The organism is Pseudomonas alvandae (assembly GCF_019141525.1).
Taxonomy (GTDB): Bacteria; Pseudomonadota; Gammaproteobacteria; order Pseudomonadales; family Pseudomonadaceae; genus Aquipseudomonas; species Aquipseudomonas alvandae.
Genome location: NZ_CP077080.1, coordinates 1,323,240 through 1,343,430, shown reverse-complemented (window position 1 = coordinate 1,343,430; position 20,191 = coordinate 1,323,240). Strand labels below are relative to the sequence as shown.

Annotated in this window: 21 protein-coding genes; 10 read left to right on the top strand and 11 right to left on the bottom strand. The window is 60.2% G+C overall.

Features of this window, described 5'->3' with window-relative positions; translation table 11 throughout:
• Nucleotides 1–35 precede the first annotated feature (35 nt).
• From ehuC to ehuA, 3 genes are read left to right on the top strand one after another with little or no spacing between them, the layout of a single operon-like run.
• The gene (gene ehuC / locus KSS97_RS05905; protein ID WP_030139936.1) at nt 36–695 is read left to right on the top strand and encodes an ectoine/hydroxyectoine ABC transporter permease subunit EhuC; all 660 of its coding nucleotides are present in this window, start codon (nt 36–38) and stop codon (nt 693–695) included.
• Nucleotides 692–1,348: an ectoine/hydroxyectoine ABC transporter permease subunit EhuD gene (gene ehuD / locus KSS97_RS05900; RefSeq protein WP_198796621.1), complete on the top strand. Its 657-nt coding sequence runs from the start codon at nt 692–694 to the stop codon at nt 1,346–1,348. Before ehuC ends, ehuD begins: the two co-directional genes overlap by 4 nt.
• On the top strand, nt 1,348–2,217 hold the full coding sequence (ehuA, locus tag KSS97_RS05895) for an ectoine/hydroxyectoine ABC transporter ATP-binding protein EhuA (RefSeq protein WP_410002287.1): 870 nt from the start codon (nt 1,348–1,350) through the stop codon (nt 2,215–2,217). The genes ehuD and ehuA overlap by 1 nt, the downstream gene beginning before the upstream one ends.
• Nucleotides 2,218–2,455: 238 nt before the next feature.
• Here the strand turns inward: ehuA and KSS97_RS05890 are convergent, their stop codons facing one another.
• Nucleotides 2,456–3,190, bottom strand: coding sequence for a YiaD family glycine zipper/OmpA-like lipoprotein (locus KSS97_RS05890; protein WP_018604257.1), 735 nt, complete (start codon nt 3,188–3,190; stop codon nt 2,456–2,458).
• A 153-nt stretch (nt 3,191–3,343) separates the two neighbouring features.
• Entirely contained in the window at nt 3,344–4,519 is a 1,176-nt protein-coding gene (locus KSS97_RS05885) for an aspartate aminotransferase family protein (RefSeq protein WP_217861284.1), read from the bottom strand.
• Between the two features lie 98 nt (nt 4,520–4,617).
• On the opposite strand from KSS97_RS05885, the gene KSS97_RS05880 reads away from it, so the two are divergent.
• From KSS97_RS05880 to KSS97_RS05865, 4 genes are all read left to right on the top strand, one after another.
• Entirely contained in the window at nt 4,618–5,520 is a 903-nt protein-coding gene (locus tag KSS97_RS05880) for a LysR family transcriptional regulator (RefSeq protein WP_217861283.1), read from the top strand.
• A 168-nt stretch (nt 5,521–5,688) separates the two neighbouring features.
• Nucleotides 5,689–6,702 (top strand): sensor domain-containing diguanylate cyclase, encoded by a 1,014-nt coding sequence (locus tag KSS97_RS05875; RefSeq protein ID WP_217861282.1) that lies wholly within the window; start codon nt 5,689–5,691, stop codon nt 6,700–6,702.
• Between the two features lie 76 nt (nt 6,703–6,778).
• Nucleotides 6,779–7,552, top strand: a complete 774-nt coding sequence (locus tag KSS97_RS05870) for a DUF72 domain-containing protein (protein WP_217861281.1) — start codon at nt 6,779–6,781, stop codon at nt 7,550–7,552.
• Between the two features lie 91 nt (nt 7,553–7,643).
• Nucleotides 7,644–8,348 (top strand): hypothetical protein, encoded by a 705-nt coding sequence (locus tag KSS97_RS05865; RefSeq protein ID WP_217861280.1) that lies wholly within the window; start codon nt 7,644–7,646, stop codon nt 8,346–8,348.
• Nucleotides 8,349–8,541: 193 nt separating this feature from the next.
• On the opposite strand, the gene KSS97_RS05860 is transcribed toward KSS97_RS05865, so the two are convergent.
• The 9 genes from KSS97_RS05860 to hmpA form a co-directional block, all read right to left on the bottom strand.
• Nucleotides 8,542–8,856, bottom strand: a complete 315-nt coding sequence (locus tag KSS97_RS05860) for a helix-turn-helix domain-containing protein (RefSeq protein WP_030139928.1) — start codon at nt 8,854–8,856, stop codon at nt 8,542–8,544.
• Entirely contained in the window at nt 8,853–9,197 is a 345-nt protein-coding gene (locus KSS97_RS05855; RefSeq protein WP_198796624.1) for a toxin, read from the bottom strand. Before KSS97_RS05855 ends, KSS97_RS05860 begins: the two co-directional genes overlap by 4 nt.
• 137 nt (nt 9,198–9,334) lie before the next feature.
• On the bottom strand, nt 9,335–10,222 hold the full coding sequence (cyoE, locus tag KSS97_RS05850; RefSeq protein WP_217861279.1) for a heme o synthase: 888 nt from the start codon (nt 10,220–10,222) through the stop codon (nt 9,335–9,337).
• A gap of 11 nt (nt 10,223–10,233) precedes the next feature.
• Complete coding sequence (gene cyoD / locus KSS97_RS05845) at nt 10,234–10,569, bottom strand: cytochrome o ubiquinol oxidase subunit IV (protein ID WP_186705092.1); 336 nt, start codon at nt 10,567–10,569, stop codon at nt 10,234–10,236.
• Entirely contained in the window at nt 10,570–11,196 is a 627-nt protein-coding gene (locus tag KSS97_RS05840) for a cytochrome o ubiquinol oxidase subunit III (RefSeq protein ID WP_053125033.1), read from the bottom strand.
• A 3-nt stretch (nt 11,197–11,199) separates the two neighbouring features.
• Nucleotides 11,200–13,230 (bottom strand): cytochrome o ubiquinol oxidase subunit I, encoded by a 2,031-nt coding sequence (cyoB, locus tag KSS97_RS05835; RefSeq protein WP_198796627.1) that lies wholly within the window; start codon nt 13,228–13,230, stop codon nt 11,200–11,202.
• 3 nt (nt 13,231–13,233) lie between these two features.
• Nucleotides 13,234–14,181: a ubiquinol oxidase subunit II gene (gene cyoA, locus KSS97_RS05830; protein WP_030139922.1), complete on the bottom strand. Its 948-nt coding sequence runs from the start codon at nt 14,179–14,181 to the stop codon at nt 13,234–13,236.
• Nucleotides 14,182–14,965: 784 nt separating this feature from the next.
• Nucleotides 14,966–15,475 (bottom strand): disulfide bond formation protein B, encoded by a 510-nt coding sequence (locus tag KSS97_RS05825; protein WP_030139920.1) that lies wholly within the window; start codon nt 15,473–15,475, stop codon nt 14,966–14,968.
• 299 nt (nt 15,476–15,774) lie between these two features.
• The gene (hmpA, locus tag KSS97_RS05820; protein WP_217861278.1) at nt 15,775–16,956 is read right to left on the bottom strand and encodes an NO-inducible flavohemoprotein; all 1,182 of its coding nucleotides are present in this window, start codon (nt 16,954–16,956) and stop codon (nt 15,775–15,777) included.
• 150 nt (nt 16,957–17,106) lie between these two features.
• Here hmpA and norR point away from each other — a divergent pair, with 150 nt between their 5' ends.
• The 3 genes from norR (at nt 17,107) to KSS97_RS05805 (ending at nt 20,157) form a co-directional block, all read left to right on the top strand.
• Nucleotides 17,107–18,660: a nitric oxide reductase transcriptional regulator NorR gene (norR, locus tag KSS97_RS05815; protein ID WP_198796629.1), complete on the top strand. Its 1,554-nt coding sequence runs from the start codon at nt 17,107–17,109 to the stop codon at nt 18,658–18,660.
• Nucleotides 18,661–18,795: 135 nt separating this feature from the next.
• Nucleotides 18,796–19,698: a chemotaxis protein CheV gene (locus KSS97_RS05810; RefSeq protein WP_030139917.1), complete on the top strand. Its 903-nt coding sequence runs from the start codon at nt 18,796–18,798 to the stop codon at nt 19,696–19,698.
• 132 nt (nt 19,699–19,830) lie between these two features.
• Nucleotides 19,831–20,157 (top strand): hypothetical protein, encoded by a 327-nt coding sequence (locus KSS97_RS05805; RefSeq protein WP_217861277.1) that lies wholly within the window; start codon nt 19,831–19,833, stop codon nt 20,155–20,157.
• Nucleotides 20,158–20,191: the final 34 nt, after the last annotated feature.

Sequence of the window (20,191 nt, the reverse complement as noted above, 5' to 3'; positions counted from 1 at the left end):
CCTGTTCCCCGCTTCATCGGACATCGGGTTGAACCATGGGCGAATTACTTCCGTTATTGATTCAAGGGGCCTGGGTCACGCTGCAAGTGACCTTCTTCGGCTCGCTGCTGGCGATTGTCGCGGCGGTACTTGCAGCCCTCGGGCGGCTGTCGCCGTGGCGCGCGTTGCGCTGGTTTTCCATCACCTACATCGAAGTGTTCCGCGGGACGTCGCTGCTGGTGCAGTTGTTCTGGCTGTTCTTCGTGCTGCCGCTGCCTCCCTTCAACGTCGAACTGAGCCCTTACGCCGTGGCGATCGTCGGCCTGGGCCTGCACATTGGTGCGTATGGGGCCGAGGTGATGCGCGGCGCCATCAGTTCGGTCGCCAAGGGCCAATACGAAGCCTGCACGGCGCTGAACTTCAGTGCCTTCACACGCTTCAAACGAATCATCCTGCCCCAGGCGTTGTTGGCGGCGATTCCGCCGGGCACCAATCTGCTTATCGAGCTGCTGAAGAACACCTCGTTGGTCTCGCTGATCACCTTATCCGACCTGAGCTTCCGGGCGCGCCAGTTGGATCAGGCGACATTCCAGACCCTGGAAATCTTCAGCCTGGCGCTGGTGATGTATTTCATCCTCGCCCAGGCCATCAACTTCGGCATGCGCAACATCGAGCGGCGACTGAGCCGGGGCCGGATGCGCGGAGGTCTGTCATGACATTGTTCGACTGGTCCTACGCCGCGCAAATCCTTCCGGACCTGCTGCGCGCGTCCCTCAACACCGTGGGCATCACGTTGATCGGCTTCCTGATCGCGATCGTGCTGGGGCTGTTCCTGGCGATTGGCCGGCGCAGCCGCAGGTTCTGGCTGTCGTGGCCGGCCACGGCGGTGATCGAGTTCATCCGCAGCACGCCGTTGCTGATCCAGGTGTATTTCCTCTACTACGTGCTGCCCAACTACGGCCTGAGCCTGACAGCCATGCAAGTCGGCATCGTCGGCATCGGCCTGCATTACGCCTGCTACATCGCCGAGGTCTATCGCAGCGGTCTCGACGCGGTGCCACGGGCGCAGTGGGAAGCGGTGACGGCGTTGAACATCGCGCCGTACGACGCCTACCGCAACATCATCCTGCCCCAGGCGCTGCGCCCCATCGTGCCGCCGCTGGGCAATTACCTGGTGGCGATGCTCAAGGACACGCCGGTGCTATCGGCGATCACCGTCGTGGAAATCATGCAGCAGGCCAAGAACATCGGCTCCGAAAATTTCCGCTACCTGGAACCGATCACCATGGTCGGCCTGTTCTTCCTCGCCCTGAGCCTCGCCCTGGCCTACCTGGTACGGCGCCTTGAAACGCGCATGGAGCTACGCTAATGACTTTACCCCTGTCCACGCCCACCGATTTATCCCGGCGCAGCACGCTGGCATCGCAGCAGGAGGCCCCGGCCATGCAGATTCCAACACCGTCCCGGCCGATTGTGAGTTTCCAGGACGTGACCAAAAGCTATGGCAGCTTCACCGTGCTGGATCACTTGAACCTGGATGTCGCGCCCGGTGAAAAGGTCGCGATCATCGGCCCCAGCGGTTCGGGCAAGTCCACGCTGCTGCGGGTGCTGATGACCCTTGAAGGCATCGACCAGGGCCAGATCCGCGTCGAGGACGATTCCCTGACCCACATGCCCAACCGCAACGGCGTGCTGGTGCCGGCCAACGACCGACACATCCGCCGGGTGCGCGGCAAGATCGGCATGGTATTCCAGAGTTTCAACCTGTTCCCCCACATGAGCGCGCTGCAAAACGTCATCGAGGCGCCGGTACAAGTACTGGGCATGAACCCGAAGGAAGCCCGCGAGCGCGCCGCCGACCTGCTGGAGCTGGTGGGCCTGGGCAACAAGCTCGATCATTACCCGTCGCAGTTGTCCGGCGGCCAGCAACAGCGGGTGGCGATTGCCCGGGCGCTGGCGATGCGGCCGAAAGTGATGCTGTTTGACGAAGTGACGTCGGCGCTGGATCCGGAGCTGTGCGGCGAGGTCTTGAACGTGATCCGCAAGCTGGGCGCCGAACACAACCTGACGATGCTGATGGTGACCCACCAGATGGGGTTTGCGCGGGAGTTCGCTGATCGGGTGTGTTTTTTCTACAAGGGCCAGATTCATGAGCAGGGCACACCGGCGCAGATTTTCGAGAACCCGCAGCAAGAGCGGACGTGTGCGTTCTTGAGTGCGGTGAAAGAGGCTAACTAAACCTACCCACTAGAGTGAACACTGTGTTTGGTCCGGGGAGATGGTGTTGTGGCGAGGGGATTTATCCCCGCTGGGCTGCGCAGCAGCCCCTAATCAAGCAACTCGGAGTGTCAGGCTGATGGAGCTGACTGTTTTGGGCCTGCTTCGCAGTCCAGCGGGGATAAATCCCCTCGCCACAGAGCCGCAAAAAAAGGGGGACCCCATTTCCAGGGCCCCCCTTTCATTTACCGCCCAGCGATCAAGGATACTGCTGGTAAGTCTGCCCCTGCTGCTGCGGCGCCTGGTACTGCTGCCCCGGAATCGCCTTGAGGTTGACCTCGACCCGACGGTTCTGCGCGCGGCCATTGACGTCGGCGTTGCTCGCCACCGGGTTGTCCGGGCCGGCGCCACGGGCCGAGAGGTTGGCGCCGCTCACGCCCTGGGACGTCAGGTAGGTCGCCACGCTCTGGGCACGGCGCTGGGACAGGTCCATGTTGTGCTGGCGGCTGCCGGTGCTGTCGGTGTAGCCGACGATTTCGATCTGGTTCTGGTTGAACTCCTTGAGGGAGTTGGCCAGGTTGTTCAGCGGCTGGTAGAAGCTGGACGCGATGTTCGCCGAGTCGGTGGCGAAGGTGATGTTGCCCGGCATGATCAGCTTGATCTGGTCGCCCTGGCGCTGCACTTCAACGCCAGTATTGGCCATACTCGCGCGCAGTTTCTTTTCCTGCTGGTCGGCGTAGTAGCCATAGCCTGCCGCCGAGGCGCCGACCACAGCGGCGCCGATCAACGCGCCCTTGCCGCGGTTATCGTGACCGATGGCCGCACCGGCCAACGCCCCCGCCAGTGCACCGAGGCCGCCGTACTTGGCGGTTTTGCTCATGCCCGAAGATTCGGTAGAGGCCTGGCCCTGGTTGTCATAGGGGTTGGGCGACGCACAGCCGGACAACAGGGCCACGGCGGTAGCGACAACGATCAAGCGACGCGAGGTGAACATGGAGATGCTCCTGGGATTTTCAGTCTGGTTGCCAAAGTGTAGGCAATCGACTCTGGCTGGCGTTGGAACGCGACAATCGTTAAAAATTCCGTCCCGCTGCGCCGCGCTTCGCCCTGACTGGAAAACACCGCTCGTCGCCCGATCGAAGACGTTTCACGCCTGCGCCAAACTACGATTCACGCCCCTGGCGATCATCTCCACTTCCCGCCCGTCAATCGTCAGCGGCGGCAACAGCCGGATGGTCTTGCCCCGGGTCACGTTGATCAACAAGCCATGGTCCCGGGCAGCGCAAAGGGCCAGGTCGCGCACCGGTTGCTTGAGCTCGATGCCGATCATCAACCCTTGGCCGCGAATCTGGAGCACGTTTGGGTTATCCGCCAACTCAGCCCGCAGCCGGCTGAGCAATTGCTCGCCTTGGCGCCTGGCGTTTTCCACCAGGCCTTGCTCCTCGATAATGTCCAGCACCGTGCAGCCGACGCGACAGGCCAGCGGATTGCCGCCAAACGTACTGCCATGGCTGCCGGGGGTGAACAGCTCGGCGGCCTTGCCCCGGGCCAGGCAGGCACCGATGGGCACACCATTGCCCAAGCCTTTGGCGAGGGTCATGACGTCCGGCACGATGCCCTCGTGCTGGAACGCGAACCACTGGCCGGTGCGGCCGATACCGGTCTGGATCTCGTCCAGCATCAACAACCAGGCACGCCGGCTGCACAGGTCCCGCAGCGCCCGCAGGTAACCCGGCGGCGCGACTTGCACGCCACTTTCCCCTTGGATCGGCTCCACCAGAATCGCGACGATACGCTCGCCATGGGCCTGCTGGATTTTTTCCAGCGCGGCGAGATCGCCAAATGGCACTTTGATGAAATCCCCGGGGAGCCGATTGAACCCCAGCCGTACCGATGGGCCGTCGCTGGCAGACATCGTGCCCAGGGTGCGCCCATGGAAGGCGTTGTCCATGACCACGACCAGCGGCTGCTCGACGCCTTTGTGCCAGCCATGCAGACGCGCCAGTTTCAGCGCGGTTTCGTTGGCCTCGGCTCCGGAGTTGTTGAAAAACGCCCGGTCCATTCCCGAAAGCTGCGTGAGCTTGCCGGCCAACCGTTGTTGCCAATCGATGCTGTACAGGTTGGAGGTGTGCAGCAACAGGCCGGCCTGTTCACTGATGGCGGCCACCAGCCGGGGATGAGAATGCCCGACGTTGGTTACCGCCACGCCTGCCACCGCGTCGAGGTACTCGCGACCGTCTTGGTCCCAAAGGCGCGTACCCAACCCGTGGGTGAAATTCAGCGGCAGGGGTTGGTAGGTGGTCATCAGGCAGGCGGCGGTCATGACATCGAGCTCCATTGGATGGTTTTTTCCAGTATGGTTAGCCACCCTCAATGGATAAACATCGCTTTACTTCAATCATTTAAAAGCCGAGCTTGATAATGGACCTGTTCCAGGCAATGACCGTTTACGTGAAAGTCGTGGAAGCCGGCAGCCTGACGGCGGCGGCCCAGGCCTGCGAGATGTCCACCACCATGGTGGGCAATCACCTTCGCGCGTTGGAGCAACGCCTCGGCGTGCGCCTGATCAACCGGACGACGCGGCGCCAGCGCCTGACCGAGTTCGGCGCGACCTACTATCAACGCTGCCTGGAAGTCATCGGGCTGGTCGCCGACTCCGAGCGCCTGGCGGAGCAGACCCAGGGCGACCCCACCGGCACCTTGCGCATCACCGCGCCGCTGACCTTCGGCACGGAGCTCCTGGCGCCAGCCCTGGCCGAATTCAGCCAGCGCTACCCACAGGTCAAGCTCGACGTGGTCTTGACCAACCAGCGACTCGACCTGCTCGACCACGGTTTCGACGTCGCCGTCCGCCTGGGTCCTGTCGATCCCAAGCTGATCGCCCGCTCCCTGGTGGACTACACCTTGACCATCTGCGCGTCCCCGGCTTACCTGGCACGGCGAGGCACGCCACGACAACCCGATGACCTGCAACAGCACGACTGCCTGTCGTTTGCCTATTCTGCCGCTGACGAATGGCGCTTCGCCCAGGACCTCTGGCCTATCAACGGGCCAGAAGGCGAAATCAAGGTGCCGGTGACCGGGCCGATGCTGATCAACAGCTCCTCGGGCCTGCATCGCGCCGCCCTGGCCGGCATGGGTGTGGTGATGCTGCCGGACGCGCTGGTGGCGCAGGACCTGAGGGACGGGCACTTGGTGGCGCTGCTGCAGGATTATCAGCTACCCCATCGGCCAATGAGCCTGGCGTACGCCCAGGATCGCTACCGTTTGCCGAAGCTGCGCAGTTTTGTCGAGTTTGCGCTGGAGAAGTGGGGCAAACCCTGATGGCCGCGCTCGATAAGTGTTGGATAAACCCCGTGGCGAGGGAGCTTGCTCCCTCGCCACAGTTCAGGCGTTCACCCGAAGCGCTACCCCGCTAGTGCCCCTCCGTCCCATCGGCTACTCTTCACCCTCGGAGAGCATTTTGATATCAGGGCTGATAGGGGAACAACGATGGACGACGCCTCGAAGATCGATTTGCTGCGGTTCGATTTGTCCGATCTGGACGAAAGCGTGCTCCACACCATCATGGAACTGGTGAGCGACGGCATCTGGGACTGGAACGCCAATACCGGGTTCGTTTATCGCAACCCCGGCTGGTACACCATGCTCGGCTACACGCCCCATTCACTGAGCAACACCGTGTTGACCTGGGAGAGCGTAATCCATCCGGACGATTATCCTCAGGTGATGGCGCTGTTCGATGACTACCTGGAACAACGGTCGCCAAAATACCAAGCCGAATACCGCTGTCGCACACATGACGGTTCCTATATCTGGATCGAAGACCGCGGCTACGTCATCGCCCGCAACCCCGACGGCAGCGTGGCCCGCATGATCGGCGCCCATCGCAGCATCGACGACAAGAAGCGTCTGTTCGAGCAACTGGAACAGCGCAACAAATCCCTCGAGGCAGTCATCGAAGAACGCACCCGCGAACTGTCGCGGGTCAACCATCAACTGCAAATCCAGCTCGACGAAAACCGCCGACTCGCCGAAACCGACGCCTTGACCCTGGTCGCCAACCGCTATCGCCTGGAGCAAGCCCTGCCATTGGCCTGCGAACGCGCCCAGCGCTTTCGCGAACCGTTGTCCCTGATCGCCATGGATGTCGATGATTTCAAGGACATCAATGATCGCTACGGCCATGCGTTCGGTGATGCGGCGCTGGTGCAGGTGGTGCAGGCGGTCAAACGCTGCGAACGCGACGGCGACCTGCTGGTGCGCTGGGGCGGCGATGAATTCATCATGATCTTGCCAAACACATCCTTGACCGATGCGGTCCTGATGGCTGAAACCATTCGCCGAGGCCTGTCCGACCTGCTGCCGGTGGGCGACTTCCAGATCACCATGAGCTTTGGCGTCGTGCAGCGGCTCGAAGAAGAAACGCAGGAGTTGCTGATGGATCGGGCGGACCAGGCGTTGTATCGCTCCAAGATGGCCGGCAAGAACGTTATCTGCGACTGACTTGGGTTTGCAAAAAAGGAACCCTTGAGGCGTTTGTTGCGGTCATAACATTGTCCCCGCAATCAGGTCTCTCACGTTGGCGACTCGACTCCCCCACGCTTCGAATCTTTTCCTGGGCTGCGCCGGCTGGTCGTTGCCCAGGGCGCAATGGTCATCCTTTCCCGATGAAGGCACCCATCTGCAGCGCTACAGCGCACGCTTCACAGCGGTGGAGATCAACAGCTCGTTCTATCGCCCGCACCGTCCCGCCACCTACGCAAAATGGGCAGATAGCGTGGCACCAGCATTTCGCTTCTCGGTGAAGGTCCCCAAGCAGATTACCCACGAACGACGCTTGCTCGATTGCGAGGGGCTTGTGGATGAATTCCTCGGGCAGTGCTCGCAACTGGGGGAGAAACTCGGCTGCCTGTTGATTCAATTGCCGCCGTCGCTGGCCTTTGACAACGCGCAGGCCGAGGCTTTTTTCAGAGCATTGCGTGATCGTTACCCAGGCGATGCGGTGCTCGAACCTCGACACCCGAGCTGGCTCGCACCACACGCCATGGCGATGTTGCAGGCCGAGCGCATCGGCCGGGTTGCCGCCGATCCGTCGCCGCTGCCGGGCGGCGATCAACCGGCGGGTTGGCCCGGCATTCGTTATTACCGTTTGCACGGCTCGCCGAAGATTTACTACACGCCCTACGACGACGTCCGACTCAAGCAAATCGCCCAAGCCTTGCAAGCCGCCCCGGACACACCGACCTGGTGCATCTTCGACAACACGGCCAGCGGCGCCGCGACGCCGGACGCGTTGCGGTTGATGGAGCTGTTGCGCGACTCAAATGCGTACCGGCGACCGGTCCGACCGTGACAACACCGCCCGCGTCCAATAGATTAGGCGACCGGAAAAAAGCTCAATGCCTTTCTCGCCTTATCCCGCTAACAGAAGTAGTGAAATTTCAATGTCCGATTCCAATACCGCTGAATCCGTAGTCACCCTGTCGTCCAAAGCGGAATACGAAAACTCCATCAATCTTTCACAGCATCTGCCCCAGGCCAAGACCATCAGCGAGATGGTCCTCGATGCGTTCCAGTCGAACCGCGAAAGCGACCAGATCCGCGAACTGCGCACCGCCATTCGCCAGGCCCACGATGCGTTCGATGACGACAAGGCCTACGAATTGATGGGCCAGCTCAAGCAACTGAAGGATGCCGAAGCCGCAGACTTTGCCGCCCTGGAAGACCTGAGCAGCCGTTTCCCCATCAGCCGCATACTTTCCAGCTACAAGGATGATGCAGACTTCCAGGAACTGGTCTATGGCCTGGCCCTGAAAGTGCTGAACCAGACCCACCAGGCCATCAGCAACCCGAGCGGCAGCAAGGGCAAGGCCTCGCGGCCCAAGAAGGATGCCGAGGTGTTCGTCATCAGCAAGGACGGCATCAGCGTCACCCTGCCCCTGCGCACGCCACGTTCCAAGCCAAACGTCGACCGCGAGGCCTTCGAGTTCCTGGGCTTCAACTTCATTGGCGAAGGCGACGAAGCCGAACTGGAAAGCGAAACCTTCCTGGACAACGACGGCACCGAACAACCGGTCACCCGCAAAAGCATCGTCACCGCGCTGCAACAGCAGAAGGCGTTCGACGGCTACAGCATCGCCCAGCAATAAAGCCCGGGGTGAGCCTTCCTTTGTGGGAGCGGGCTTGCTCGCGAATGCGCGCGGTCAGTCAACTTCAACTTAACTGACCCACCGCTTTCGCGAGCAAGCCCGCTCCCACAGGAACATCGCCAGCCGAAATAACGCCCAAGAAAAAGCCCCGCACTTCTCTCGAAGGCGGGGCTTTTTCATGGCTTTCGGCGGTTCAAACAGCACCAAGCCGTTCGACCATATCCGGAAACTTCTCGACCAATTTGATCAACAAAGCCGCCTGGGCGTTAGGCTTGGACTTTTCCTGCTCCCAGTTCCTTAGGGTGCCCGGACTGGTCCTGATGCTCTTGGCGAAAACAGCTTGGGACATATGGAGCCTGTCGCGCAGGGCCACGATTTCCTGGGCCGACACCTCGGGAACCGGCTTGTCTTCAATCGAAATCTGGCGAAGGGTAATCTTGCCCTCGCGGTGAGCGGCCATCTCCTCGACGCCTTGCATCATCTCGGCAAACAGATCACGCTTTTTCATAAGGTACCTCGTACTTTCAACTCAGCTTCTATGGCGCGCTTGAGCGTCTTCTCTTGCTCGGAGGTCAGGTTTTCCAGTTCGTCCTTGTCATAAATCGCAAACATCCAGAACTGACGATCATGCCTCAACCAATAATAAATGACCCGCAGTCCACCTCGTTTCCCTTTGCCGCGACGGTCATCGAACCAACGCAGCTTACGGAAGCCACCGGTACGTGGCATGACGTCACCGGCCTCTGGATGCTGCTGCATATAGAACTGAAGCAGGCGATATTCATCATCGGTCAGGTAATGGCCAACCGTGGCAGTGAACGTAGTCGTTTCAAAAAATAAGGTTCGCATGTCAGAAACTATAGGCAAATCGCGTATAGATCAACAAGCAACAATCTATTGCGACGAATGACAGCGGCTAGCCATGGCCTATCAAAAAAAGCCCCGCGCTTCTCTCGAAGGCGGGGCTTTTTTTGCAGCTCTGGCGCTTAAGGCGCGTAAGTCAGCAACAACTCACTCGGGACCTTGAAATCCAGGGACATCATGACGCTCAGGGCGGTGATGGTGAAGATCGAGAACACGAACAGCTTGCGTGCCCAGACCCTGTCATCCACTGCCTTGTAGCCGGTCCAGGCCATGTACAGCCAGTACATGCCCATGGCGGCGGCGACGGCGAGGTAGCTCATGCCGGCGTAGCCGCTGAAGGTCAGCATCAAGGTCGCGACGAGGAACGCCAGGATGTACAGCAGGATGTGCTTCTTGGCCACTTGGATACCGCGCTTGACCGGCAGCACCGGAATCGAGGCTGCCAGGTAGTCGTTGAAGCGGAAGATCGCGATGGCATAGGAATGCGGCATCTGCCACAGGCTGAACATCACTAGCAGCGTCAGCGCAGCCATGTCGAAGGTGTTGCTGACCGCGACATAACCGATCACCGGCGGCATCGCGCCCGACAGACTGCCCACCAGCGTGCCATGGACCGACTTGCGCTTGAGGTACAGGCTGTAGAGGCCGACGTAGATGACAAAACCGATCACCGCGAACAACGCCGCCAACGGATTGGCCACCCAGTACAGCAGCGCCACGCCGGCGACGCCCAGCACCGTGGCGAAGGCCAGGGCCAGTTGCACCGGAATCAGGCCTTGGACCATCGCCCGGTTCCTGGTGCGTTCCATCTTGATGTCGATGTCGCGGTCGATGCAGTTGTTGAACACGCAACCGGACGCCACCACCAGGGAAGTGCCGATCATCGCCGCCAGGAAGATGGCCAGATCGACATGCCCTTTCGAGGCCAGGAAAAACCCGCCCGCCACAGAAAGCACGTTACCGAAAATGATCCCCGGCTTGGTGATTTGGATAAAGTGCTTCAGTGACATCCGGACTTTCCTCAGTGCGCCATCATGTTGGTGTGGATGCTGAACATGATCCACAACGACAGGCCGACCAGCAGGACAATCACGATCGCGGCAAACACAAACGCGACCACGTTGTTACGTTGGGCAGCGGAGCGGTCCAGGTGCAGGAAGTACACCAGGTGCACCAGTACCTGGACCACGGCGAAGATCAGGATGATCCACAGGGTCAGGGTCTTGGGCAGCGACGGGTACATCACCAGGCCGAACGGAATGACGGTCAGGATCACCGACAGGATGAAACCGATGGCGTAGGACTTGACGCTGCCGTGGCCGGCGTCATGGCCATCATGGGAATGTGCGTTAGCCATTTACAGGGTCCCCATCAGATAAACAACGGTGAATACGCAGATCCACACTACGTCCAGGAAGTGCCAGAACAGGCTCAGGCAGCTCAGGCGCGTCTTGTTGGTGGCAGTCAGGCCGTTTTTCTGGACCTGGTACATCATGATCGCCATCCAGATCAGGCCGCTGGTCACGTGCAGGCCGTGGGTGCCGACCAGGGTGAAGAACCCGGACAGGAAGCCGCTGCGGCTAGGGCCGTAGCCTTCGGCGATCAGGATATGGAACTCGTTGATCTCCATGGCGATAAAGCCGGCGCCCAGCAGGAAGGTCATGGCCAACCAGCCCAGGACCTGGGTTTTCTTGCCCTTGAACAACGCCAGCATGGCGAAGCCGTAGGTGATCGAACTGAACAGCAGCAGCGCGGTTTCGCCCAGTACGTAAGGCAGTTCGAAGATGTCGTGGCCCGACGGGCCACCGGCGACGTTGTTAACCAGCACCGCGTACACCGCGAAGATCGACGCAAACAGAATGCAGTCGGTCATCAGGTAGAGCCAGAAACCGAATACGGTCATCTCGCCCGAGTCGTGGTGATGGTCATCGTGCCCATGGTCATGACCATGGGCGTGTCCAACATTGGTCACTAAGTTCGACATGGTTTAAGCCTGTTCCAACGAGGTTTCAACACGGGTGGCGGTGGCAGGAACTTTCCCGGCCGCGACCAGGCGCTTGTGCTGCTCGGCTTCGATGCGCTCGATGACATCCACCGGCACCATGTAGCCCTGATCGTCACGGGCGGCATGGATCACGAAATACGCCACGGTGCCGACCAGGCTGGCGATGGCCAGCCACCAGATGTGCCAGATCATCGCGAAACCGAACACGGTCAACAGCGCCCCCATGACCACACCGGTGGCGGTGTTGTTGGGCATGTGGATCGGCTCGTACTTGGCCGGAACCTGGTACGCGGTACCGGCTTCCTTGGCTTCGGTGAACGGGTCGATGGCTTCCGCTTTCGGCAGCACGGCAAAGTTGTAGAACGGTGGTGGCGACGAAGTCGACCATTCCAGGGTATGGGCATTCCACGGATCACCGTGTTCGCACATGTTTTCCGGCTTCTTGCGATCACGCACGCTGACGTACAGCTGGATCAACTGGCAGGCGATACCGACCGCGATCATCACCGCGCCGAACATGGCGACGTACAGGTACGGCACCCACTCAGGGTTGGTGGTGGCGTTCAGTCGACGGGTCATGCCCATGAAGCCCAGTGCATAAAGCGGCATGAACGCGACGAAGAAGCCCGAGATCCAGAACCAGAACGCTGCCTTGCCCCAACCTTCGTGCAGCTTGAAGCCGAACGCTTTCGGGAAGTAGAACGCAAAGCCGGCGATGTAGCCGAACACGGCGCCGCCGATGATCACGTTATGGAAGTGCGCGATCACGAACAGGCTGTTGTGCAACACGAAGTCCGCACCCGGGATGGCCAGCAGTACGCCGGTCATGCCGCCGATGGCGAAGGTCACCATGAAGCCCAGGGTCCACAGCACGTGGCTGGTGAAACGCAGGCGCCCCTGGTAGATGGTGAACAGCCAGTTGAACAGCTTCACACCCGTCGGGATCGAGATCAGCATCGTCGCCAGGCCGAAGAAGGCGTTGACGCTGGCACCCGAACCCATGGTGAAGAAGTGGTGCAGCCAGACCATGAAGCCCAGTACCGAGATCGCGCCCGAAGCGTAGATCATCGAGTGGTGGCCAAACAGCTTCTTGCCGGAGAAGGTCGAGATGACTTCGGAGAAAATACCGAACGCCGGCAGGATCAGGATGTACACCTCGGGGTGACCCCAGGCCCAGAACAGGTTGACATACATCATCGGATTTCCACCCAGTTCATTGGTGAAAATGTGGAAATCCATGTAGCGGTCAAGCGTCAGCAGTGCCAGTGTCGCGGTGAGGATCGGGAACGAAGCGACGATCAGCACGTTGGCCCAGGTGCAGGTCCAGGTGAAGATCGGCATGTCCATCAGCTTCATGCCAGGGGTACGCATCTTCAGCACGGTGGCCAGGAAGTTGACCCCCGTCAGCGTTGTCCCCAACCCGGATAGCTGTAGCGCCCAGATGTAGTAATCCACCCCCACGCCCGGACTGTATTGCAGCCCCGACAATGGCGGATAGGCAACCCAACCGGTCTTGGCGAATTCGCCGACACCCAGGGAAACGTTGATCAGCACGACGCCGGACACCAGCAGCCAGAAGCTCAGGGAGTTCAGGAAGGGATAGGCAACGTCGCGCGCGCCGATCTGCAGCGGCACTGCAAGGTTCATCAGGCCGGTGAAGAATGGCATCGCCATGAAGATGATCATGATCACACCGTGGGCGGTGAAGATCTGGTCATAGTGTTCAGGCGGCAGGTAGCCAGGCGAACCCTCGGTGGCCATGGCCAACTGGGTACGCATCATGATCGCGTCGGCAAAACCGCGCAGCAGCATGACCATGGCGACGATGATGTACATCACGCCGATCTTCTTGTGATCGACCGAGGTCAGCCACTCTGTCCACAGGTAGGTCCACTTCTTGAAATAAGTGATACCGGCGAACAACGCCAGACCACCGAGCGCGATGATGGCGAGGGTCACCATGACAATCGGCTCGTGGAACGGGATCGCTTCCCAACTTAATTTACCAAACATCGTTTACTCCTCTGCCCCGGCAGCTGAATGCGAGCTCATGTCCATCCCTTCCATGTTGTGAGCCACTTCCTTCTCGCCCTTCTCGTGATGCATCGGCTTGCCCGGATTCATCCCTTCATACTTGTCGATGATGGTCTGGAACAGGTTCGGCGTTACCGACGAGTAGAGTTCGACTGGGTTGTTCTGGCTCGGTTTGGAAAGGGCTTCGTATTCAGCTTTTTCAAGCTGTTTAGGTGCCTTCTTGACTTCGTTTACCCAGGCGTCGAATTCTTCCTGGGTGGTGGCGGTCGCCTTGAACTTCATGCCGGTAAAGCCCGCGCCGCTGTAGTTGGCGGAGATACCTTCGAGTTCGGTGTTCTGGTTGGCGATCAGGTGCAGCTTGGTCTGCATGCCGGCCATCGCGTAGATCTGGCCGCCCAGGCCCGGGATGAAGAACGAGTTCATCACGGTGTCAGAGGTGACCTTGAAGTTGATCGGCGTGTGGGCCGGGAACACGATCTTGTTGACCGTGGCGATGCCTTGTTCCGGATAGATGAACAGCCACTTCCAGTCCATCGACACCACTTCGATGGTGATCGGCTTGACGTCGGAATCCAGTGGACGATACGGGTCCAGGGCGTGGGTCGACTTGTAGGTGACATAACCCAAGGCAATGATGATCAGCACCGGGATGGTCCATACCGCCACTTCGATCTTGGTCGAATGCGACCATTTCGGCGTGTAGGTGGCCTGGGTGTTGGTTGCGCGGTACTTCCAGGCGAACAGGAAGGTCATGACGATAACCGGCACAACGACCAGCAACATCAGCAGCGTGGCGGTGATGATCAGGTTTCGTTCATCCAGGCCGACCTGGCCCTTGGGATCGAGCAGGGTCATGTTGCAGCCTCCCAGCAGCAACGTGCCGAGCAGCGGCAACAAGCCTAGTAATCGGGGGTACCTGTTTTTACTCATCTCACGACCTCTAAAGCAGCTTGCGCAATGCAGTTGGGTTTTGATCGCCAACACTTCACCCTGCCAAGGGTTGGCATTTTCTTGGATTGAATAAGGGCTGCCCGTCGAACGTCAGCGGCTGTTCGACACATCCTGGGCCAGCAGTGAGTTCTTATTCGTTGGTCAAAGGCCTAGTTCAAGCCCAATTCCATTTGGTGCGGATAGTTGGAGGCACCGACACCTGGGGTCGCATGGGGCGCTGGCGCCCTTCGACCACTCTCGTGCTCAAGCCTGAGCCGGGTCGGAAATTCGGTGCGGGCGATTGTAGTGAGCTGACGCGCTGTAGACCATGTCTCATCCCGAAATAATTTTTATCCGAACCGGCAACAATCTGTTGTCGATATCGCAACGGGCCAGCATCTTATCGAAATTCATTCTCAACAAGAACCCCAAAAAACGTAAGGCTACTACGCCCGATTTAGACAGCTCCAGGTCGCATGACTGAGCCTTGATAGCTTTCGGGCGCCCGTTTTTCGGGGCCTGGGCGGTGAAGCGCTTCGCTGTTAAAAATGCCTGCCCGAGATCACCTCTACGTACTCTGCAAAGTGCCAGCAGGCTGTTTTTTTATTACAGATCCAGGCGTCAATTCGCGTCTTGAAAGGAGCCCGGACGCAACATGTGTGACAACGTGTCGCACATTGCCGCAGGCTATTCTTGCCTCGGATCAAGGCTGATCCTTACCGGGCCTGAAACGAAAAACGCCCCGGTTCCTGATAAGGAAACCGGGGCGTCGTCCTGCGTTGCCTCAGCGAATGGCTTTGCGGTTGCGCGACACCAGCAATGGCACCAGCACGACGGTCAGCACGAACGCCACCAGCGCCCATTGCGCCAGCGACAATCCGAGGATCGGCGGATACGGGGTGGAGCAGAAACCATCGACCTGGAAGCCCAGCGGGAAGATCTTCGCCAGCGGCAGGTCATCCACAATCGGTTGCAGCACATCGATACCGCAGCTGACCGCCGGGAAGAACTGGGTGTATACGTGATGCCCTGCCACTCCCGCGCCGGCCAAGGCGCAAAGCACAACCAAGCCTTCAAAAATCGTCAGGCTGCGGCGGCTGCGCATCGCCGCGCCGATGAAGGCGAAGATCGCGATCAGCAACAACGCATAGCGTTGCAGGATGCACAGTGGGCAGGGGGCCTCACCGAGGACCACCTGCATATAGAGCGCGCCGCCGATCAGCGCCAGGCAGATAAGCCCCAGCAGCACGAGATAGCGCCGCTCACGGCCCAGCCGCATCATTTCCTCATTCATTGCGTTTCCCTTAAGTGCATGGATCGACGCGCAGCCTTGCGGCACGTGGCGCGTTATCGGATGGCCGAAGTCTACACGCAGAAGATGAACGAGCGGCAGTCGACAGTATCGAGGGAATAAACAGCAAGGGGGTTAAGCGCGGATTAATTTCAGTACCGCGTCGGCAGAACCAACGCTATCGCGAGCAAGCTCGCTCCCACAGGGATTGGGGGTACGCCAACAGAATGGCCCCCGAAAAACTGTGGGAGCGAGCTTGCTCGCGATGAAGGCAACCCGGTCTCCCAGGTCGCCCGCAGCCTTTACTCCAACGCAGCCGCCGGCCCGAAGAACTCGTAGCGACTTTGCTCCGCCGGCACGCCCAACGCCTTGAGATGCCGCTTGATCGCCGCCATGAAACCCTTCGGCCCAAGGAAATAGGCGTCCAGGTCGCGTTGCTCCGGCAACCACTGCGCCAGTTGGTCCTCGCTCAACAGCCCGACCTTGTCAGCCGCAGGGCCTGTGCCGTCATGCTCGTCGTAGCAATAAAAGCGCTTGAGTTGCGGATGCCGGCTGGCCAGGTCGTCGATCCAGTCGCGGAAGGCGTGTACTTGCCCATTGCGCGCGCAATGGATGAAGTGCACGGGACGCTCGGTCTGCAACGCCGCCTGCAACATCGCGAGGGTCGGCGTGATGCCGACGCCGCCACTGATCAGCACCAGCGGTTTGTCACTTTCCGTGAGATAGAAGTCTCCGGACGGCGGGAAGAGTTGAATGCTGCTGCCGACCTGGAACTCGTCGTGCAGGTAATTGGATACCCGGCCACCCGCCTCGCGCTTCACGCTGATGCGGTACTGCCCGTTGTCCGCCAGGGCCGACAGCGAATAATTGCGGCGCACTTCTTCACCGCCCAGGACCAACTTCATGCCGATGTATTGGCCAGGCTCGGCCTGCAAGATCGGGCCCTTGTCGGCCGGTTCAAAGTAGAAGGAGGTGATTTCCGCGCTCTCCGGCACCTTCGCGGTGAGGATGAATGCCCGCTCACCGCGCCAGCCACCCGGCGCCGCGGCCTTCTGGTCATACAGGCCGGTCTCGGCGCCGATCAGGATATCGGCCAGTTGGTTATAAGCCGCGCCCCACGCCTCGATCACTTCTGGCGTGGCGATTTCTTCGCCCAGCACTTCGGCGATTGCCCGCAGCAGGCAGGCACCAACGATCGGGTAATGTTCAGGCTGGATTTGCAAGGCCACGTGCTTGTTGACGATTTTCGCCACCAGGTCGCCCAATTGGTCGAGCTGATCGATATGGCGCGCATACATCAGCACGCCATTGGCCAGCGCCCGGGGTTGGTCGCCGCTGGCCTGGTGAGCCTGGTTGAACAGCGGGCGCACTTGGGGATATTCGGACAACATCATGCGGTAGAAATGAGTGATCAGCGCTTCACCACCGCTCTCGAGCAATGGGACAGTGGAACGGATGATGGCGCGTTGTTCTCGACTCAGCATAGGTAACTCCTCGCGTGGAACAGATAACGGATACCCATGCTTATCAGTTTTCATGCCATAAAATTTATCGTTTAATTTCAATAGGTTAATAAATAGATAGTCATAAAGACACCGCAACCTTTATAGTCGTTATGACCAACTGGAGTCATTATGACCGCAACCTCCTTGCTCACCTCACTGCTGCCCCTGGTGGCGGATCTGTCCCGCGAACTGCCGGAAGGCGAGCGTTATCGGCGCTTGCTCGGTGCCCTGCGCGCCCTGCTGCCATGCGACGCCGCCGCGCTGCTGCGCCTGGACGGGGATTGCCTCGTGCCGTTGGCCGTGGATGGCTTGAGCACCGACACATTGGGACGGCGATTTCGTATCAACGAACACCCGCGTTTCGAGGCGTTGCTCGCCAATTCGCAGCCAACCCGCTTCGCCACCGACAGTGACCTGCCCGATCCCTACGACGGACTGGTCGAAGGCCTGGACGAACATCTGGAAGTCCACGACTGCATGGGTTGCCCGCTGTTCGTCGATGAGCGGCCCTGGGGGTTGCTGACCCTTGATTCATTGGATCCGGAACGCTTCGAACCGATCGACCTGAGCGCTTTGCAAGCCTTTGCCAGCCTCGCCGCCGCCACTGTCAGCGCCGCCGAACGGATCGAGCGGTTGGCTCTGAGGGCCGAGGATGAGCATCACCGCGCCGAGGTCTATCGCCAGGCGAGCGGCCAGCAGCATCGCGACATGGTTGGCCAGAGCAAGGCCCACAAACGCCTGGTGGAAGAAATCAAGTTGGTGGGCGGCAGCGACCTGACGGTGCTGATCACCGGCGAAACCGGCGTCGGCAAGGAACTGGTCGCCCAGGCGATACACGCAGCCTCCAACCGCGCCGACCAACCGCTGATCAGCCTCAACTGCGCCGCGCTGCCGGACACCCTGGTGGAAAGCGAGCTGTTCGGTCATGTGCGCGGCGCTTTCACCGGCGCCATGAACGACCGGCGCGGCAAATTCGAACTGGCCGATGGCGGAACCTTGTTCCTCGATGAGGTGGGCGAGCTGTCCCTGACCGTCCAGGCCAAGTTGCTGCGGGTCTTGCAGAGCGGTCAGTTGCAACGCCTGGGCTCGGACAAGGAACACCGCGTCGACGTACGCCTGATCGCGGCGACCAATCGCGACCTCGCCGACGAAGTGCGCAATGGCCGTTATCGGGCCGACTTCTACCATCGCTTGAGCGTGTACCCGCTGCAGGTGCCCGCACTGCGTGATCGCGGGCGTGATGTGTTGCTGCTCGCCGGTTTTTTCCTGGAACAGAACCGGTCGCGCATGGGCCTCGGGAGCCTGCGCTTGACCAGCGATGCCCAGGCCGCGCTGCTGGCCTACGATTGGCCGGGCAATGTGCGCGAACTGGAACATCTGATTGGCCGCAGCGCGTTGAAAGCGCTGGGTCATTGCAAGGTACGGCCGAAAATCCTCAGTTTGAGCGCCGAAGACCTGGACCTGCCCCGCGCAGCCTCGGACAACGCACCCATTGCTATCGCTGCACCAGCGCAGCCGGAAATCATGACCGGCGACCTGCGCCAGGCCATGGAAAACTATCAAAGGCAAATCATCAGCGCTTGCCTGGAACGTCACCAGCACAACTGGGCCAGCGCCGCCCGCGAGCTGGGCCTGGACCGGGCGAACCTGGGGCGGATGGCGAAACGGCTGGGCCTGAAATAGTGGCTTGTGGCAGCGATCCATGCGATCGACAAGCTTTCGCCCTAAAGCCTGCCCCCTACAAGTCGATAACCCGTTATCAAAAGCTGTCTTGGCGATCTACATCGCTCGCCCCACCTTTTTACACAGAAGGTTTTTATGTCTTCCAACAAAGCCCGCGCAGATTCACTTTCGCTTCTGCTGTTTACCTTGCGCAGCGGCAAGCTGATGGCAATCAACCTGCTCAAAGTCAGTGAAATCATTCCCTGCCCGCCGCTGACCAAACTGCCGGAGTCGCACCCGCACGTCAAAGGCATCGCCACGCTGCGCGGAACATCACTGTCGGTGATCGACCTGAGCCGCGCCATTGGCGAGCGCCCGCTGGAAGATCCCGATGGCGGCTGCCTGATCGTCACCGACGTCAGCCGTTCCAAACAAGGCCTGCATGTCCAGGCTGTGAGCAAAATCGTCCATTGCCTGACCACCGACATCAAGCCACCGCCCTACGGCTCCGGCGGCGTGCGTGCGTTCATCACCGGTGTGACCTCGGTGGACGGCACGCTGGTGCAAGTGCTTGATATCGAAAAAGTCATCCATGGCATCGCCCCAGCACAGATCGAGACGGCGCCCACCGAGCTGAGCATGGAAGACGCCGAAGTGCTCGGCAACGCGCGGATCCTGGTGGTCGATGACAGCCAGGTCGCCCTGCAACAATCGGTGCATACCCTGCGCAACCTGGGCCTGCAATGCCACACGGCCCGCAGCGCCAAGGAAGCCATCGATTGCCTGCTGGAGCTGCAAGGCACCGCGCAGGAGATCAACCTGATCGTCTCCGATATCGAGATGTCGGAGATGGACGGCTATGCACTTACCCGCACGCTGCGCGAGACGCCGGATTTCGCCCATCTCTACGTATTGCTGCACACCTCGCTCGACAGCGCCATGAACAGCGAAAAAGCACGATTGGCCGGCGCCAACGGCGTGCTGACCAAGTTCTCTTCGCCCGAACTGACCAAGTGCCTGATCACGGCGGCCAAGGCCGTGGCTGAACAAGGCCGCTGAGTTCGCTGAAAATCGATCGCAGCTTTCTTTGGCTCCAGCGCAACGAAAGCCGCGATCCATTCTCGTCACCCGCCCTTCGCCCTCGCCTCAGGCATACTCTTGTCCTGGTTTCCCAGAACAAGGACTTTCCTGATGAAAACCCCAGCCCTGATTCTCTTCACCCTGATCGCCCTGTCGTCGCAGGCCCACGCCTCCAGCTCCGACGCCTGGGCCACCTACGACAAGAAAGTACTCGCCAGTTGCGTCAAGGCCAGTGGCTTGAAAAACGCCGAACCGGTCGGCACCGCAGCGCAATTCGATGACCGCGTCGGCTACACCGCGCTGCTGTTGCAGGGCCAATACCCGCAAAAGCACATGAAAGGCGTGACCGGCACCGAACTGTGCCTCTACCGCAAGAAAACCAAGACCGCCTTCGTTACCGAATGGGACTCGATCCGTCCCGCCGGCACGTCCCAGTGAATGGCGCATAACTTGCTTCGCACCGCTCATTACG